This is a genomic window from Pseudomonas graminis (assembly GCF_001705435.1).
GTDB classification, from domain to species: Bacteria; Pseudomonadota; Gammaproteobacteria; order Pseudomonadales; family Pseudomonadaceae; genus Aquipseudomonas; species Aquipseudomonas graminis_B.
In genome coordinates, this window is record NZ_MDEN01000069.1 from 722,754 (window position 1) to 739,338 (window position 16,585).

At 63.9% G+C, this 16,585-nt stretch carries 18 protein-coding genes and 1 riboswitch; all 18 genes read left to right on the forward strand.

Going from position 1 to position 16,585, the window contains the following annotated elements:
• Positions 1–113: 113 nt before the first annotated feature.
• On the forward strand, positions 114–1,187 hold the full coding sequence (locus BBI10_RS25450) for a DUF2066 domain-containing protein (protein WP_065993241.1): 1,074 nt from the start codon (positions 114–116) through the stop codon (positions 1,185–1,187).
• A gap of 54 nt (positions 1,188–1,241) precedes the next feature.
• Entirely contained in the window at positions 1,242–2,315 is a 1,074-nt protein-coding gene (locus BBI10_RS25455; protein WP_065992883.1) for an AI-2E family transporter, read from the forward strand.
• A gap of 216 nt (positions 2,316–2,531) precedes the next feature.
• Positions 2,532–3,236, forward strand: coding sequence for a DnaA regulatory inactivator Hda (hda, locus tag BBI10_RS25460; protein WP_065992888.1), 705 nt, complete (start codon positions 2,532–2,534; stop codon positions 3,234–3,236).
• 8 nt (positions 3,237–3,244) lie between these two features.
• Positions 3,245–4,018, forward strand: a complete 774-nt coding sequence (locus BBI10_RS25465) for an NAD-dependent deacylase (RefSeq protein ID WP_065993242.1) — start codon at positions 3,245–3,247, stop codon at positions 4,016–4,018.
• A 66-nt stretch (positions 4,019–4,084) separates the two neighbouring features.
• Positions 4,085–4,786, forward strand: a complete 702-nt coding sequence (locus BBI10_RS25470; protein WP_065992890.1) for a C40 family peptidase — start codon at positions 4,085–4,087, stop codon at positions 4,784–4,786.
• A gap of 87 nt (positions 4,787–4,873) precedes the next feature.
• Positions 4,874–5,410 carry a C40 family peptidase gene (locus tag BBI10_RS25475; protein ID WP_065992892.1) on the forward strand — a complete coding sequence of 179 codons (537 nt, stop codon included), beginning with the start codon at positions 4,874–4,876 and terminating at the stop codon, positions 5,408–5,410.
• Positions 5,411–5,537: 127 nt separating this feature from the next.
• A riboswitch (cobalamin riboswitch) is annotated at positions 5,538–5,763 on the forward strand.
• 107 nt (positions 5,764–5,870) lie between these two features.
• Entirely contained in the window at positions 5,871–6,482 is a 612-nt protein-coding gene (gene cobO / locus BBI10_RS25480; protein ID WP_065992894.1) for a cob(I)yrinic acid a,c-diamide adenosyltransferase, read from the forward strand.
• Positions 6,479–7,780, forward strand: coding sequence for a cobyrinate a,c-diamide synthase (locus BBI10_RS25485; RefSeq protein ID WP_065992896.1), 1,302 nt, complete (start codon positions 6,479–6,481; stop codon positions 7,778–7,780). Before cobO ends, BBI10_RS25485 begins: the two co-directional genes overlap by 4 nt.
• Before the next feature lie 10 nt (positions 7,781–7,790).
• Positions 7,791–8,441, forward strand: a complete 651-nt coding sequence (gene bluB, locus BBI10_RS25490) for a 5,6-dimethylbenzimidazole synthase (protein ID WP_065992898.1) — start codon at positions 7,791–7,793, stop codon at positions 8,439–8,441.
• On the forward strand, positions 8,438–9,346 hold the full coding sequence (gene cbiB / locus BBI10_RS25495) for an adenosylcobinamide-phosphate synthase CbiB (protein WP_065992900.1): 909 nt from the start codon (positions 8,438–8,440) through the stop codon (positions 9,344–9,346). Before bluB ends, cbiB begins: the two co-directional genes overlap by 4 nt.
• Positions 9,339–10,331, forward strand: a complete 993-nt coding sequence (gene cobD / locus BBI10_RS25500) for a threonine-phosphate decarboxylase CobD (protein ID WP_065992902.1) — start codon at positions 9,339–9,341, stop codon at positions 10,329–10,331. Before cbiB ends, cobD begins: the two co-directional genes overlap by 8 nt.
• Positions 10,328–11,797, forward strand: a complete 1,470-nt coding sequence (locus BBI10_RS25505; RefSeq protein WP_065992903.1) for a cobyric acid synthase — start codon at positions 10,328–10,330, stop codon at positions 11,795–11,797. Before cobD ends, BBI10_RS25505 begins: the two co-directional genes overlap by 4 nt.
• Positions 11,797–12,318, forward strand: coding sequence for a bifunctional adenosylcobinamide kinase/adenosylcobinamide-phosphate guanylyltransferase (cobU, locus tag BBI10_RS25510; RefSeq protein ID WP_065992905.1), 522 nt, complete (start codon positions 11,797–11,799; stop codon positions 12,316–12,318). Before BBI10_RS25505 ends, cobU begins: the two co-directional genes overlap by 1 nt.
• Complete coding sequence (cobT, locus tag BBI10_RS25515; RefSeq protein ID WP_065992907.1) at positions 12,315–13,367, forward strand: nicotinate-nucleotide--dimethylbenzimidazole phosphoribosyltransferase; 1,053 nt, start codon at positions 12,315–12,317, stop codon at positions 13,365–13,367. Before cobU ends, cobT begins: the two co-directional genes overlap by 4 nt.
• Positions 13,364–13,936, forward strand: coding sequence for an alpha-ribazole phosphatase family protein (cobC, locus tag BBI10_RS25520; protein WP_065992909.1), 573 nt, complete (start codon positions 13,364–13,366; stop codon positions 13,934–13,936). Before cobT ends, cobC begins: the two co-directional genes overlap by 4 nt.
• Entirely contained in the window at positions 13,937–14,674 is a 738-nt protein-coding gene (locus tag BBI10_RS25525; RefSeq protein WP_065992911.1) for an adenosylcobinamide-GDP ribazoletransferase, read from the forward strand. It abuts the gene before it with no gap.
• Positions 14,675–14,921: 247 nt separating this feature from the next.
• Positions 14,922–15,893, forward strand: coding sequence for a GlxA family transcriptional regulator (locus BBI10_RS25530; RefSeq protein WP_065992913.1), 972 nt, complete (start codon positions 14,922–14,924; stop codon positions 15,891–15,893).
• Between the two features lie 71 nt (positions 15,894–15,964).
• A complete protein-coding gene (locus BBI10_RS25535) occupies positions 15,965–16,516 on the forward strand; it encodes a glutathione peroxidase (protein WP_065992916.1) in 552 nt (183 codons plus the stop codon).
• The last annotated feature ends 69 nt before the right edge of the window (positions 16,517–16,585 follow it).

The window sequence follows — 16,585 nt, forward strand, 5'->3', positions numbered from 1 at the left end:
AGTGAGCGATTCGGACGCGTCTGCGGTCAGAGTCGGGTCATTCGTCTTTATGCAGCTATTTATAGCGTTGCCTTTTTACCCAGCGGGAATCTTTCATGCGTCCACCTTCATTCATGCGCCTAAAAAACTGCCTGTTCGCAGGGTGCCTCTCATTGATGAGTCTGCCGGCGCTCGCCGAGACGGTGAACACTCTTTATCAGGTGCGCGAGCCCGTCAGCGGCCAGACCCCTGACGAGAAAACCCGCGCCACCCAGGCCGCGCTGGAAACCCTGGTCATCCGCTTGACCGGCGACCCCAAGGCCGTGCAGAACGGCGGCCTTGCCGACGTGCGCAAGGACCCTCAACAAATCATCAGCCAGTATGGTTATGACGCCGGCCCGCCGGAAACCCTCCAGGTCGACTTCGACCCGTCGAGCACCGAGCGCGTGCTGCGGCAGGCCGGGCTGTCGTTGTGGGGCTCCAACCGTCCGGTGATCATGGCCTGGTGGCTGAACGACGCGACTGACGGCGCCAACCTGGTCGGCGACGGCCAATCCTCCGCCGAGCCTTTGCGCCGCGCGGCTCAGCACCGCGGTCTGCCGCTGCGTCTGCCACTGGCGGACCTGGGCGAGCAGGGTATCGGCAACGCCAAGACCCTCGACGGCAACAACGTCGGCCCGCTCAAGGAGGCTTCCGAGCGCTACGGTTCGGATGCGATTCTGGCGGTTCACGCGCAGGAAAACGGTGGCCAGTGGCAGGGCAAATGGCACCTGTGGCTGGGCGACAAGATGGAGCAGGGCAGTGCCAGCGGCGCCAGCTCGGCGGAACTGGCCGACGCGGTGCTGTTGGCGGTGAGTCAGCGTCTGGCGCCACGCTTTGTGGTCAAACCGGGCGCTTCGACGGGCATGGTGCTGGACGTACAGGGCATGAATCTTGAGCGTTACGCGCAGCTGTTGCACCTGCTCGAACCCTTCGGTGGCCGTCTGAAATCAGCCGAGGGTGACCGTATCGCCTTCGATGTCAGCGGCAGCCCCGATCAGTTGCGTTCCCAGTTGGCGCTGGCGAAACTGCAGGAAGTGCCGGCGGGTGAAATCGCCAGTGCGCCGGACAGTTCTGCGGCCAATCCCGCGCCGGTTGCCGCGGACGGCACGCCAGCGGCACCGCAGCCGCCCGCTGTTTCCGACAGCGCATTGCACTTCCGTTGGTGAACAGGTTCATAACGACGTTGCACGAAGCACATCATCCTGGGGAAAGAGGCAGTAATGACTGATACGCGTCGTTGGTTCTGGCTGGGCGGGGTTGTCCTGGTCTGTTTGTTCGTCTGGCTGCTGCATTCGATTCTGACCCCGTTCCTGGTGGCGCTGCTGCTGGCGTACATGGGCGATCCGCTGGCAGACCGGCTGGAAAAATTGAAGCTGTCGCGCACCATGAGTGTGGTGACGGTGTTTCTGTTGTTCACCCTGATCTTCATGGGCCTGCTGTTGGTGCTGGTGCCGATGCTGGCCAAGCAGCTTTATCGCCTGTACGAACTGGCGCCGCAGATTCTCGACTGGCTGCAGCACACCGCGATGCCGTGGGCGCAGGCCAAACTGGGGCTGGCAGAAGGGTTCTGGAAGTTCGACAAGGTCAAGGCGGCGATCTCGGAGCACATGGGTCAGACCGGCGACATCGTCGGCATCGTCCTGTCCCAGGCCACCACCTCGACCCTGGCGCTCATCGGCTGGCTGACCAATCTGGTGCTGATCCCGGTGGTCTGTTTCTACCTGCTGCGTGACTGGGACGTGATGATGGCGAAGGTGCGCAGCCTGCTGCCGCGGCATCGCGAGAAGAAAATCGTCGCACTGGCGGATGAATGCCATGAAGTCCTGGGTGCGTTCATCCGTGGCCAGTTGCTGGTGATGGTCGCGCTGGGCGTGATTTACGCCGCCGGCCTCATGCTGGTCGGGCTGGAGCTGGGGCTGTTGATTGGTGTCATTGCCGGTCTGGCGGCCATCGTGCCGTACATGGGCTTCGTCATCGGCATTGGCTCGGCGATTCTGGCCGGTTTCTTCCAGTTCGGCGGCGATCTGTACCCGATGCTGGGCATCGTCGCGGTGTTCATGGTCGGTCAGGCGCTGGAAGGCATGGTGCTGACGCCGCTGCTGGTGGGTGACCGCATCGGCCTGCACCCGGTGGCGGTGATCTTCGCGATTCTGGCGGGCGGCGAGCTGTTCGGATTCACCGGTATCCTGCTGGCGTTGCCCGTAGCGGCGGTGATCATGGTCCTGGTACGCCATGTTCATGACCTGTACAAGGATTCGGACATCTACGGCGGTCTGGACGACCTGGATCTCTGATTCCCGCGAATCAGGATTCGTGAAGGCGCGCGGTGTTCACCGCGCGTCTCTTTCCTCCACGGCATTTTCCCGTAATTCCCTGTCATACCAGTGACCTGCGCAAGCCTTTGATTTTGCTGGCGGTCTGCCGCATTGTGCGGCCAGCCCTGCGGGTATAGACTTTGCACACTTTTCACAGAGGCCCCTTGGCGGTTCGTCACGAACCGTTCAGCCAGCATGAAACCAGTTCAGCTGCCCCTGAGTGTGCGTCTGCGTGATGACGCCACCTTCATCAATTACTATCCAGGCGCCAATGCCGCTGCACTCGGCTATGTCGAGCGGCTGTGCGAAGCCGAGGCCGGCTGGACAGAAAGCCTCATCTACCTGTGGGGCAAGAACGGGGTAGGGCGCACGCATCTGTTGCAGGCTGCCTGCCTGCGCTTCGAACAGATGGGCGAGCCGGCGGTTTACCTGCCGATGGCCGAACTTCTCGATCAAGGCGTCGGCCTGTTCGATCATCTGGAGCAGTACGAGCTGGTGTGTCTGGACGATTTGCATGCGGTGGTTGGCAAGCCTGAGTGGGAAGAAGCGTTGTTCCACCTGTTCAACCGCCTGCGCGACAGCGGCCGACGCTTGCTCATCGCCGCTTCGTGCTCGCCCCGGGAGCTGCCGGTCAAACTGGGGGACCTGAAATCCCGGCTGACCATGGCGCTGGTGTTCCAGATGCGCCTCTTGTCCGACGAAGAAAAACTCCGCGCTCTGCAACTGCGCGCGTCCCGTCGGGGCCTGCACCTCACCGATGAGGTGGGGCATTTCATCCTCACCCGCGGCAAGCGCAGCATGAGCGCGCTGTTCGACTTGCTTGAGCAACTCGATCAGGCATCGCTGCAGGCCCAGCGCAAGCTGACCATTCCCTTCTTGAAAGAAACCCTCGGTTGGTAAGCGAGTCTGTGGTCGATCCGGCCCTGGTCCTGCAAACCGCAGCAGCCTTGCGCCACGCCACGCGGATTTTGATCATTACCGGTGCCGGCCTGTCGGCGGATTCGGGGCTGCCGACCTATCGCGGCGTCGGTGGTCTGTACAACGGCGAGACCGACGACGGCGTGCCCATCGAAATGGCCTTGTCCGGCCCGATGTTGCGGCGTGATCCGGCGCTGTGCTGGAAGTACATCGCACAATTGAGCAGCGCTTGCCTGGGCGGACGTCCCAATGCGGCGCACTACGCCATCGCTGAATTGCAGCGGCGCAAGCCGGAGTGCTGGGTGTTGACGCAAAACGTCGACGGCTATCACAGGGCGGCGGGCAGTCCGCCAGAGCGGCTGATCGAGATCCACGGACAGCTGGCGCCGCTGTACTGTCAATCTTGTGGCGCCGTAGATCCGCAGTTAAGCGAGCACCTCAGTCGACCACTGCCACCGCTGTGCCCCCGCTGTAGTGGCGTTTTGAGGCCATCGGTGGTGTTGTTTCAGGAGATGTTGCCGGAGTTGGCATTGAATGTGCTTCAGGAGGAGATGGCAAAAGGTTTTGACGCTGTGCTCAGCATCGGAACCACTGCCAGCTTCCCGTACATTCATGAGCCCATGCTGCGCGCTCGGGTGACGGGCGGCTTTACTGCCGAGATAAACCCTTCGCCGACCGATCATTCCGCGCACATGGATGCGTTTCTGAGGTGTAGAGCCTTAGAAGTGATGGACGACATCGTAAGTCACATTTGTTTCGATTGAATTTGCAAATGGGTACGATTGAAGGCATAGTCTCGGCTTCTTTACACTTCAGCCACGGTCGTGCACATGCTAAACCGCTTCGCACCCCTCGTGCCTCTCGCACTCGTCACGCTGTTGTTCGGCTGCGCGGCCCAGATGCCGACGTCGCAACAACAGTCGCAAAGCCCCCAATTCCGGGACTCTGCCACCGCTCAATCCGCCAGCAAGCGTGCTGATTACGCATCCTCCGTACTGGATGACGAAGTCGCTACCGAAGATGAACTCGCTCAATTTGCCGACAACAAGCCTTACCGCCTGCCGGTTCTGGCTGACAGCATCCTCGAACGCGGCAAATCCTTGATAGGCACTCGCTATCGCTTCGGCGGTACGTCGACCACCTCCGGTTTCGACTGCAGCGGTTTCATCGGCTATTTGTTCCGTGAAGAGGCGGGCATGAGCCTGCCGCGTTCTTCCCGCGAAATGATCAATATCGATGCCCCCCTCATCAAGCGCAATGACCTCAAGCCGGGCGATCTGCTGTTCTTCAGCACCGCCGGCCGCGGCCGTGTCAGCCATGCCGGCATCTACCTGGGCGATGATCAGTTCATCCACTCCAGCAGTCGTCGCAGTGGCGGAGTCCGTGTCGACAGCCTCGACGATGCCTACTGGGCCAAGACGTTCATCGAAGCCAAACGCGCGCTGGCAATGGCACCTGTAACGGCATCGTCAACGGTACCTGCAACTACCACCGCGATGACCTCGACTACAATCAAGCGCCAGCACCGTTAATTCCGGGCGCGCAAAGGGCCTGACCCTCTTGCGCGCAATCCCGGCTCTCGGCAAAGTAAGCTGCACCCCGCACAGGTTGTCGTGTTTATGTCGTTAACGGTTCGCCTGATCGTCGCCTCCCTGGCTGTGCTGCTGGCCGCATGTTCCAGCACGCCACCGCCCGCTCCACGCAAGGTCGTCTACCGGCCTGTGGTGTCCGCTCCTCCCCAGTTTTCCTCACCGCTTGCCGACGACGTCCTGTTGCGCGCGATCGGGCTTGTCGGCACCCCCTATCGCTGGGGCGGCAACACGCCTGATTCGGGTTTCGATTGCAGTGGCCTGATCGGCTACGTCTACCACGACGCCGCGGGCATCACCCTGCCTCGGTCGACGCGGGAAATGATCACCCTGCGCGGGCCTGACATCGATCGCAGTCAGTTGCAGACCGGTGATCTGGTGTTCTTCGCCACCAGCGGCGGCTCCCACGTCAGTCACGCCGGCATCTACGTCGGGGAAGGGCGGTTCGTCCACGCGCCAGCCACTGGCGGCACGGTCAAACTCGACAGTCTCGACAAGCCGTATTGGCAAAAGGCCTGGCTGAATGCCAAGCGCGTCATCCAGCCATCGAACCTGGCCAGGCAATAGCGACTTCCTGAGCACTGTGCTCATCCGCTGTTGCTGGGTGAGCACGTATGCCTTTCAGGGTGAAATCCCGTTTAGCCGGAGGCGGTCTGCCTACGGTTCGATTGACGCTCCCGAGTCAACCCTCTAACCTTCGCGCCATGTTTCAGGTGCCCGGGACCCGTCAGGTCCGCAGGGTGAAACAGGGAAGCCGGTGCGATTGCTCTTGTGATCAATTCCGGCGCTGCCTCCGCAACGGTAAATGAGTCAAGGCCACGCACAATGCCACTGTGTTCGCTGAACATGGGAAGGCGCCTGGCCTGCCACGGTTGTGGCAACTCGTGAGTCCGGAGACCGGCCTGATCCATCGAACAGCATCACGGAGGGCGATGCTCTGCTGCAGGCCGGGTTTTGCCCAGTGCCTGCTGACAGTCTTTGTCTGTGCCCTCCGTTTGCCACACTTGCCCTCAAGCGGAGAGCTGAGATGAGCGAATCCCCCGAACGTGACGAACGCCACCTGGCGCGCATGCTGCGCAAAAAGGCGGTGATGGACGAGCGCATTTCCAGCGCGCCCAATGAATGCGGGTTGCTGCTGGTCCTGACCGGTAACGGCAAAGGCAAGAGCAGCTCGGCGTTCGGCATGCTTGCCCGCGCCATGGGCCATGGCATGCAGTGCGGCGTCGTGCAGTTCATTAAAGGCCGGCACAGCACCGGCGAAGAGCTGTTCTTCCGCCGCTTCCCTGAACAAGTGCGTTACCACGTGATGGGCGAGGGCTTCACCTGGGAAACCCAGGACCGCCAGCGTGACATTGCCGCCGCCGAATCCGCCTGGTCCGTGACCCGTGAAATGCTCAAGGACGCCTCCATCGGCATGGTCGTGCTCGATGAGCTGAACATCGCCCTCAAGCACGGCTATCTGGACCTGGAGCAGGTGCTGAGCGACCTGCAGGCACGTCCGCCGATGCAGCACGTGATCGTCACCGGTCGCGGGGCGAAGCAGGAATTGATCGACCTGTCCGACACCGTGTCCGAAATCGGCGTGGTCAAGCATGCCTTTCAGTCCGGCATCAAGGCGCAGAAAGGCATCGAGCTGTGAGTGAGCGCCCACCGCGGCACTGCCCGGCAGTCTTGATCGCCGCCCCTGCGTCCGGTCAGGGCAAAACCACCGTCACCGCCGCACTGGCCCGCTTGCATCGCAATCAGGGCCGCAAGGTGCGCGTGTTCAAATGCGGGCCGGACTTTCTCGACCCGATGATCCTCGAGCGCGCCAGCGGCCATCCGGTGTACCAGCTGGACATGTGGATGATCGGCGAGGACGAAAGTCGGCGCCTGTTGTGGGAAGCCGCCGCGGAGGCCGACCTGATCCTCATCGAAGGCGTCATGGGCTTGTTCGACGGCACGCCTTCCAGCGCGGACCTGGCCCGGCGTTTCGGCGTGCCGGTGCTCGGGGTGATCGACGGCACGGCCATGGCCCAGACCTTCGGCGCACTGGCGCTGGGACTGGCGCGGTATCAGCCGGATCTGCCGTTTGCCGGCGTGCTGGCCAATCGCGTCGGCACGGTGCGCCACGCGCAGTTGCTGGAAGGCAGCCTGACCGAAGGCCTGCGCTGGTACGGCGCGCTGTCCCGTGAAACCGGCATTGAACTGCCCAGCCGGCACCTCGGCCTGGTTCAGGCCAGTGAACTGAATGATCTGGACATGCGCCTCGACACTGCTGCCAACGCGCTGGCCAGCACCTGCGACGCTACGTTGCCGCCGGCCGTGACCTTCACCGCGCCCGACTTCGTTCCCGCCGAGCCGTTGCTGACCGGCGTGAAAATCGCCATCGCCCACGACGAGGCATTCGCATTTTTCTATGGTGCCAGCCTGGACTTGTTGCGGGAGATGGGCGCCGAACTGTCGTTCTTCTCGCCGCTCCGCGACCGGGAATTACCCGACGCCGACAGCCTGTATCTACCCGGCGGCTACCCGGAATTGCATCACACGGCGCTGGCCGAAAACCACAGCATGCTCGCCGCGATTCGTGCGCACCACGCCGCTGGCAAACCCCTGCTCGCCGAATGCGGCGGCATGTTGTACCTGCTCGATGCCTTGACCGATGTCAACGGCCAGCGCGCCGAAGGGGTGGGCTTGCTCAAGGGTGAAGCCGTGATGCAGAAGCGTCTGGCAGCCCTGGCCCTGCAATCGGTCGAGCTGCCGGAAGGCACGCTGCGTGGCCACACCTATCACCATTCCCTGACGAGCACCGAACTGACCCCCATCGCCCGCGGACTCAGCCCCAATGGCGGGCGCGGTGCCGAAGCGGTGTACCGGGAAGGGCGCATGACTGCGTCGTACGTGCACTTCTACTTCCCCTCGAATCCCCAGGCGATGGCGGCGCTGTTTTTGCCATGAGCCCGCTCCTATGACTGACCACACCTTCACCCACCCCGAACGCGCCGCCGTTTACCGCGCCATTGCCGAGCGTCGTGATATGCGCCACTTCTGCGGTGGCACGGTCGCGCCGGAGCTGCTGGCCCGTCTGCTCGAAGCCGCGCACCACGCACCGAGCGTTGGCCTGATGCAGCCGTGGCGGTTTCTGCGCATCACCGACCCGGCCTTGCGCGCGCAGATTCAGGTGCAGGTGGAGGAGGAGCGCGTTCGTACCGCTGAAGCTTTGGGCGAGCGGTCTGACGATTTCATGAAGCTGAAAGTCGAGGGCATCAGCGATTGCGCCGAAGTGTTGGTCGCCGCGTTGATGGATGACCGCGACAAACATATCTTCGGCCGCCGCACCCTGCCGGAGATGGACATGGCTTCGCTGTCGTGCGCCATTCAAAACCTCTGGCTGGCGGCGCGTGCCGAAGGCCTCGGCATGGGCTGGGTATCGCTGTTCGACCCCCAGGCCCTGGCCGATCTGCTGCAGATGCCAGCCGGTTCGAAACCCCTGGCGATTTTGTGCCTGGGCCCTGTGAAGGAATTCTACCCGGCGCCGATGCTGGTGATCGAAGGCTGGGCGCAGCCACGCGCGTTGCAAGAGCTGGTCTACGAGAACACATGGGGAGTGATTGAATGAGTGTGGCGTTATTGAGCGTCGCCGGAGTCGCGCTGGACGCGCTGCTCGGCGAGCCAAAACGGAACCACCCGCTGGTGGCGTTCGGCCGTTTCGCCGAACGTATCGAACAGCGCCTGAACGTCGCCGGCCGGGGCTGGCGCAGCCATGGCGTGAGCGCATGGTTCATCGCCGTCATTCCGCTGACCCTGATCGCCACGTTACTCAGCTGGCTGCCGTTCGTTGGCTGGCTGGTGGACGTACTGGCGCTTTACTGCGCGTTGGGCCTGCGCAGTCTGGGCGAGCACGTCGAGCCGGTTGCCCAGGCGTTGCGCAGCGACAATCTGGACGAGGCGCGCCGGCGGGTCGGTTACCTGGTCAGTCGCCAGACCTCCGAGCTGGACAGCACCGAAGTGGCCCGTGCGGCCACGGAATCGGTACTCGAGAACGGCAGCGACGCAGTGTTTGCGGCGATTTTCTGGTTCGTCGTGCTGGGCGCTCCGGGCGTCGTGCTCTACCGCCTGAGCAACACCCTCGATGCCATGTGGGGCTATCGCAACGAGCGCTTCGAACGCTTCGGCTGGGCGGCGGCGAAAATCGACGACCTGCTTAACTACATTCCCGCGCGCTTGGTGGCGTTGACCTACGCGCTGCTGGGCAACACCCGACTGGCCCTGCGTTGCTGGCGCACCCAGGCGCGGAAATGGGACAGCCCCAATGCAGGCCCGGTGATGGCGGCCGGTGCTGGTGCGCTGGGCGTCGAACTGGGTGGTCCGGCGATTTATCACGGCGAACTGCATGAGCGCGCGACCCTGGGCGAAGGCGTGCCGGCGGACGCTGACTCTATTGATCGCGGTTGGCAACTGGTGCAGCGCGGCGTGTGGCTGTGGTTGCTGATCTTGTGTCTGGGGACAGAATTTTATGCTTGAACATGGCGGCCGATTGCGTGGCGCAGTCCTGAAATACGGCATCGATGAGGCGGACTGGCTCGACCTGTCCAGCGGGATTTCGCCGTGGTCGTGGCCGATCCCTGCGATCCCCGAAGCGGCATGGGCGCGTTTGCCGGAAACCGATGACGGCCTGGAAATCGCTGCCCGTCGCTACTACGGCGCCACGGACGTGCTGCCGGTGGCCGGTTCCCAAGCGGCGATCCAGGCGCTGCCGCGTCTGCGTCAGGCGGGGAAGGTGGGCGTGCTGTCGCCGTGCTACGCCGAGCACGCCGAGGCCTGGCGCAACACCGGTTTTCTGGTGCGCGAAGTGCTGGAGAACGAAGTGGAGCGGTTCATCGACACCCTCGATGTGCTCGTCGTGGTCAACCCGAATAACCCCACCGGCCTGAGCCTGCCGCCCGAACGCCTGCTGGAATGGCACGCGCGTCTGTCCCAGCGCGGCGCCTGGCTGGTGGTGGACGAAGCGTTCATGGACAACACGCCGGAGTTGAGCTTGGCGGCGTACACCCAGCGCGCGGGCCTGATCGTGCTGCGCTCGTTCGGCAAGTTTTTCGGCCTGGCCGGTGTGCGCCTGGGTTTTGTGCTGGCGGAGCCGCGCTTTCTGAAAGTCATGGCGCGGCAGATCGGGCCATGGTCGGTCAGCGGGCCGACGCGGATCATCGGTCAGGCCTGTCTCAACGATGTCGCCGGCCATCAACGCCAGCGTCAGCGCACCGAGCAGGCCAGCCAGCGTCTGGTGGACGTGCTCAATCGCCACGGCTTCGCGCCCAAGGGCGGTTGCGCGCTGTTCCAGTGGTTGATCACGCCGCTGGCGGAAGCGCTTTACGAATTCTGCGCACAGCGGGGCATCCTCCTGCGCATCTTCACCCACAACAGCAGCCTGCGTTTCGGCCTGCCGCGCGAAGAAGCGGACTGGCAGCGTCTTGAGCAGGCGCTGAGCGAATTCTCCCGGGAGCGGCTATGACCCTCGGCAAAACCCTGATGGTTCAGGGCACCACCTCCGACGCCGGCAAAAGCACGCTGGTGACGGCGCTGTGCCGCTGGCTGACCCGTCAGGGCGTGCGCACCGTGCCGTTCAAGCCGCAGAACATGGCGCTGAACAGCGCAGTGACCGCCGACGGCGGCGAGATCGGCCGCGCCCAGGCCGTGCAAGCCCAGGCCTGCGGCCTCGAACCCCACACCGACATGAACCCGGTGCTGCTCAAACCCAACAGCGACACCGGCGCGCAAGTGATCATCCACGGTCGCGCCGTGACCACCATGAACGCCGTCGCCTACCACGACTACAAAGCCATCGCCATGCAGGCCGTACTCGCCTCCCATCGTCGCCTCAGCGAAGGCTGGCCGGTGGTGATGGTCGAAGGTGCCGGGTCGCCGGCAGAGATCAACCTGCGTGCCGGCGACATCGCCAACATGGGCTTTGCCGAAGCGGTGGATTGCCCGGTGCTGTTGGTGGCGGACATCAATCGCGGCGGGGTGTTTGCCCATCTGGTCGGCACCCTGGAATTGCTGTCGCCCAGCGAACAGGCGCGGGTCAAAGGCTTCATCATCAATCGCTTTCGTGGCGACATCGCGCTGCTTCAGCCCGGCCTCGACTGGCTCGAACAGCGCACCGGCAAACCAGTGGTCGGCGTGCTGCCCTACGTGATGGACCTGCACCTGGAAGCCGAAGACGGCCTCGACCAGCGTCAGGCCGACAAGGCCGAGCAGGTGCTCAACGTCATCGTGCCGGTGTTGCCCCGCATCAGTAACCACACCGACTTCGACCCGCTGCGCCTGCACCCCCAGGTCAATCTGCAATTCGTCGGGCCGGGGCAGACGATTCCTGGTGCTGACCTGATCATCCTGCCCGGCTCGAAAAGCGTGCGCAGCGATCTCGCGTATCTGCGCGCCAATGGCTGGGACACCGCCATCAACCGCCACCTGCGTTACGGCGGCAACGTGCTGGGCATCTGCGGTGGCCTGCAGATGCTCGGCGAGCAGTTGCATGACCCGCTGGGGCTCGAAGGCGCTGCCGGGTCAAGCCCGGGCCTGGGATTGTTGGCCCTGAGCACGGTGCTGGAAGAAGAGAAACAGCTGCGCAACGTCAGCGGTCGCCTGACCCTCGAAGACGCCGATGTCATCGGCTACGAGATTCATGCGGGCGTGACCACCGGCGCGGCGCTGGAACGTCCACTGGTCCAGCTCGCCGACGGCCGCTGCGATGGAGCGTGCAGCCCTGATGGCCAAGTGCTCGGCACCTACCTGCACGGTCTGTTCGAGAACCCGGCGTCGAGCAGCGCCTTGCTGCGATGGGCCGGGCTGCCGAATGTGCAGTCGGTCGATTACCACGCTTTGCGCGAGCGCGACATCGAACGCCTCGCCGATCTGGTCGAAACTCACCTGGACGGCACACTGCTGCGTGAGCTCTGCGGCCTGGAGCAACCCTGATGCTGCAATTGATCCTCGGCGGTGCGCGTTCCGGCAAAAGTCGGCTGGCTGAAAAACTCGCCAGCGACAGCGGTCTCGACGTCATCTATATCGCCACCAGTCAGCCCCTCGACGGCGAAATGAACCAGCGCGTCGCCTTGCACCGCGAGCGTCGGCCAGCTGAATGGGGGCTGATCGAGGAACCCGTCGAGCTGGCCCGCGTGCTCCGGGAAAACGCCGGGGAGGGCCGCTGCCTCTTGGTGGATTGCCTGACCCTGTGGCTGACCAATCTGCTGATGCTCGACGATCCGCAGCGCCTGGCTCAAGAGCGTGAAGCCTTGCTCGATGGCCTGGCGGAATGGCCGGGCGAGATCATTTTTGTCAGCAACGAAACCGGGCTCGGCGTCGTGCCCCTCGGTGAGCTGACTCGTCGTTATGTCGATGAAGCCGGCTGGCTGCATCAGGCGCTGGCCGAACGCTGCCATCGCGTGGTGTTTACCGTCGCCGGACTGCCCATGACCCTGAAAGGACCTGCACTATGAGTAACGCCTGGTGGCTCGCGCCTGCCCGAGACGTCGATCACGCCAGCCGCGACGACGCGATGGCCCGGCAGCAGCAACTGACCAAACCGACCGGCTCACTGGGCCGTCTGGAACACGTCGCGGTGCAACTGGCCGGCCTGCAGGGTCGTCCGAAGCCGAAGGTCGATGAGGTCTGGATCGCGATTTTTGCTGGTGACCACGGCGTGGTCGCGGAAGGGGTTTCGGCGTACCCGCAGGCAGTGACCGGGCAGATGCTGCACAACTTCATCATGGGCGGCGCGGCCATCAGCGTGCTGGCCCGGCAACTGTCTGCGCAGCTGGACGTGGTCGACCTGGGCACGGTTGCACCGCTGGACCTGCCGGGTGTGCGCCACCTCAATCTTGGCCCGGGCACCGCAAATTTTGCCCATGGCCCGGCGATGACGGAGGCGCAACTGCACGCCGCCCTGGAAGGCGGTCGCGACAGCGTGTTGCGCGCCAAGGCCGCAGGTACTCAGCTGTTCATCGGCGGCGAAATGGGCATCGGCAACACCACCGTCGCCAGTGCGCTGGCCTGCGCGCTGCTCGATTGTCCGGCCACCTTGCTGGTCGGCCCCGGCACCGGTCTGGATGCCGAGGGCGTGAGCCACAAGGCCCAGGTGATCGAGGGGGCCCTGCGGCTGCACGCCGACGCCGTCGGTGACGCCCTGGCCAGTCTGCGCGCCCTCGGGGGGTTTGAAGTGGCGGCGCTGGTCGGCGCCTACCTGGCCTGTGCGCAGGAGGGCATCGTCGTGTTGGTCGATGGCTTTATCTGTTCCGTGGCGGCGCTGGTGGCGGTGCGCATCAATCCGTCGTGCCGGGAGTGGCTGTTTTTCGGCCATCGTGGCGCCGAGCCAGGCCATCGTCTGGTGCTGGACGCGCTGCAGGCCGAGCCGTTGCTGGACCTGGGATTGCGTCTGGGCGAAGGCAGTGGCGCGGCGCTCGCGGTGCCGTTGTTGCGTCTGGCCTGTGAGCTGCATAACGGCATGGCGACCTTCGCTGAAGCCGCTGTGGCAGACCGCCCGGCATGACCTTGCATCTTGACCTGTTGCGCCACGGCGAAACCGAATTCGGCGGCGGCCTGCGCGGCAGTATTGACGATGCGCTGACCGACACCGGCTGGCAGCAGATGCGCGCGGCGGTGATTGATCGTGGCCCCTGGGACCGCATCGTCAGCTCACCGCTGCAACGCTGCGCCCGCTTCGCCGACGAGCTGGCCGAGCGACTGGGCTTGCCCGTGGAGTTGGAAGCCGGTCTTCAGGAACTGCATTTCGGTGACTGGGAAGGGCAGAGCCCCGCGCAGTTGATGGAAACCGATGCTGCCGGGTTGGGCCGCTTCTGGGAGGATCCGTACGGGTTTACGCCACCCAACGGCGAGCCGGTTGAGGCGTTTGCCACTCGCGTGTTGGCTGCCGTTGAGCGGTTGCAGCGGGCGTATGGCGGACAGCGCATTCTGCTGATCAGCCATGGCGGGGTGATGCGTCTGCTGTTGGCCCGCGCCCGCGGTCTGCCCCGTGAGCAATTGCTGCAGGTCACCGTGGCCCATGGCGGTCTGTTCGGCCTCGATGTGCAGGCCGATGGTGAGTTGACGGAGGTTTAAATGCTGCCGTTCTGGATCGCCTTGCAGTTCCTCAGCAGTCTGCCGATTCGCCTGCCGGGCATGCCGACGCCCCAGGAATCGGGACGTTCGCTGCTGTTCTACCCGCTGGTGGGGTTGCTGTTCGGCGTGCTGTTGATGGCGCTGAATCACCTGCTCGACGGCGCGCCGACCCTGTTGCATGCCGCCCTGCTGCTGGCGGCATGGGTGATGCTCAGTGGTGGGCTGCACCTGGACGGCCTGGCCGACAGCGCGGACGCCTGGCTCGGTGGATTCGGCGACCGCGAACGCACGCTGCTCATTATGAAAGACCCGCGCAGCGGCCCGATTGCGGTGGTGACGCTGGTGGTGGTGTTACTGTTGAAATTCAGCGCTGTGCTGGCGTTGATTGAAGCGCACACGGGCATTGGCCTGTTGCTGGCGCCGGTGATAGGCCGCGCGGCGATGCTGGCACTGTTTCTGAACACGCCATATGTGCGCGCCGGCGGGCTGGGCCAGGCGCTGGCCGATCATCTGCCGCGCAAGGTCGGGGTGCAGGTGCTGGCAGCGGTGGCGGTGGTCTGCGTGCTCATCGGTGGCGGCGCGGCGGCGTGGGTGCTGGTCGTTTCCACGGGCGGTTTCTTTTGGCTGCGCCGGGTGATGATGCAACGTCTGGGCGGCAGCACCGGCGACACCGCCGGCGCGATGCTTGAACTGCTCGAAACCCTGGTGCTGGTGACGTTGGCGCTGATGTGGGATTGATGCAGTGTCCTGCCGCCGGCGTGCGGCGTGCGGCGTGCGGAGTAGGAGTAGGAGTAGGAGCGTGGCTTGTCCCGCGATCTGCCGGGAACCGGCAGCAAAATCCTGCGCGGCGGTGTGCCAGACAGTCCGTAAGCAGACTTGCTGCCGCTGCGCGCCAGATCGCGGGACAAGCCACGCTCCTACAAACCCGCTACGCTAGCTAATCGAAGATTTATCCATGGTGTTCCGGACCAACCGGAGAGGTGTCATGCATAGCGTTGCGCTGGTGGTGTACCCGCAATTTCAGTCCCTCAGTCTGTCGGTCGGTTCCGTGCTGACCTGCGCGAACCTGATGCAGGGCGAGGCGGCGTATTCCTTTCATCTGGTGTCCGAAAGCGGCGGGGCGGTCATGTCGTCCGAAGGCTTCTCGGTCAACACCACGCCATTGCAGCCCGACGGTTACGACACCATCATTGTCAGCGGCTACATGGACCTGCAATTGCCCACCCCCAGCCTGCTTGAGTTCGTGCGCACCGCGTCGGCTCAATCGCGTCGCGTGGCGTCGCTGTGCACAGGCGGGTTTGTGCTGGCCGAAGCGGGCCTGCTCGATGGCAAGCGCGCGACCATGCACTGGATTCACGCCCCGGAGTTTCGCAAGCGCTACCCGAACATTCGCGTCGAGGACGACAAACTGTTCACCGTGGACGGCCAGATCTGGACCGGCGCGGGCATGAGCGCCGGGCTTGATCTCGCACTGGCGATGGTCGAGAACGACCTCGGCGCCGACATCGCCCGGCAGGTCGCGCGCAAGCTGGTGATTTATCAGCGGCGCGGCAGCGAGCATTCCCAGTTGTCGACGTTACTGGAGCTGGACCCCAAGTCCGATCGTGTGCAACTGGCGCTGGCCTATGCCCGCGAGAACCTCAAAAGCGATCTTTCAATAGACGCGCTGGCGGCCATTGCCCGCTTGAGCCCCCGCCAGTTCAGTCGGGTGTTTCGCGAGGAAACCGGCCAGACCCCGGCCAAAGCCATCGAATGCCTGCGGGTGGAAGTCGCGCGGGCGATGATGGAAACCAGTCGGCATCCCATTGAGGTGGTGGCCCGGGAAACCGGCTTCGGCGATCGGGAAAGGATGCGCCAGGCGTTTCTGCGCAACTTCGGCGAACCGCCCCAGGCGATCCAGCGGGCGTTCATGGCGACCGAAAAGCCAGCTAATAGCCACGTTTCTGTGGCGCGCTAGGCATACATCGCGCGGCGGAGTAGCGTAGCGACAGCTCCACCTTTCCTGCCCGCTCTTGAATGGACGTCACCATGGCTCTTCGCTGGATTCACGCGCCTTTGCTTCTGCTTGCCCTCAGTGGCGCCGCCGCGGCCGCCGATTGCCCGCCACTGCTGCAGGGCGAGCTGCCCAAGCTGCGGGCGAAACAGGAGATCGACCTCTGCAAACAGTTCGCCGGAAAGCCGATGCTGGTGGTCAACACCGCAAGCTTCTGTGGCTTCGCGCCGCAGTTCAAAGGCCTTGAAGCCCTCAATCAGCGCTTCAAAAGCGAGGGGCTGGAAGTCCTCGGCGTGCCTTCTGATGACTTTCTGCAGGAATCCAAAGACGCTAACGAAACCGCCAAGGTCTGCTACGTGAACTACGGCGTGACCTTCACCATGACCGAGCCGCAGCCGGTGCGTGGCGCCGACGCCATCAACCTGTTCAAGGTGCTTGCCAGGCAGAGCAGCGCGCCAAGCTGGAACTTCTATAAATACGTGGTCGACCGCAAAGGCAACGTGGTTGCCAGCTTCTCCAGCAAGACCGCACCGGACGATCCCGAGCTGATTTCAGCCATCGAGAAGGCTATCGCCTCCAAACCGTAAAAACGCGCTGACGCAAAGCAGACGGGCCACAACGAAAAACCCCGCATCCATCGCTGGCTGCGGGGTTTT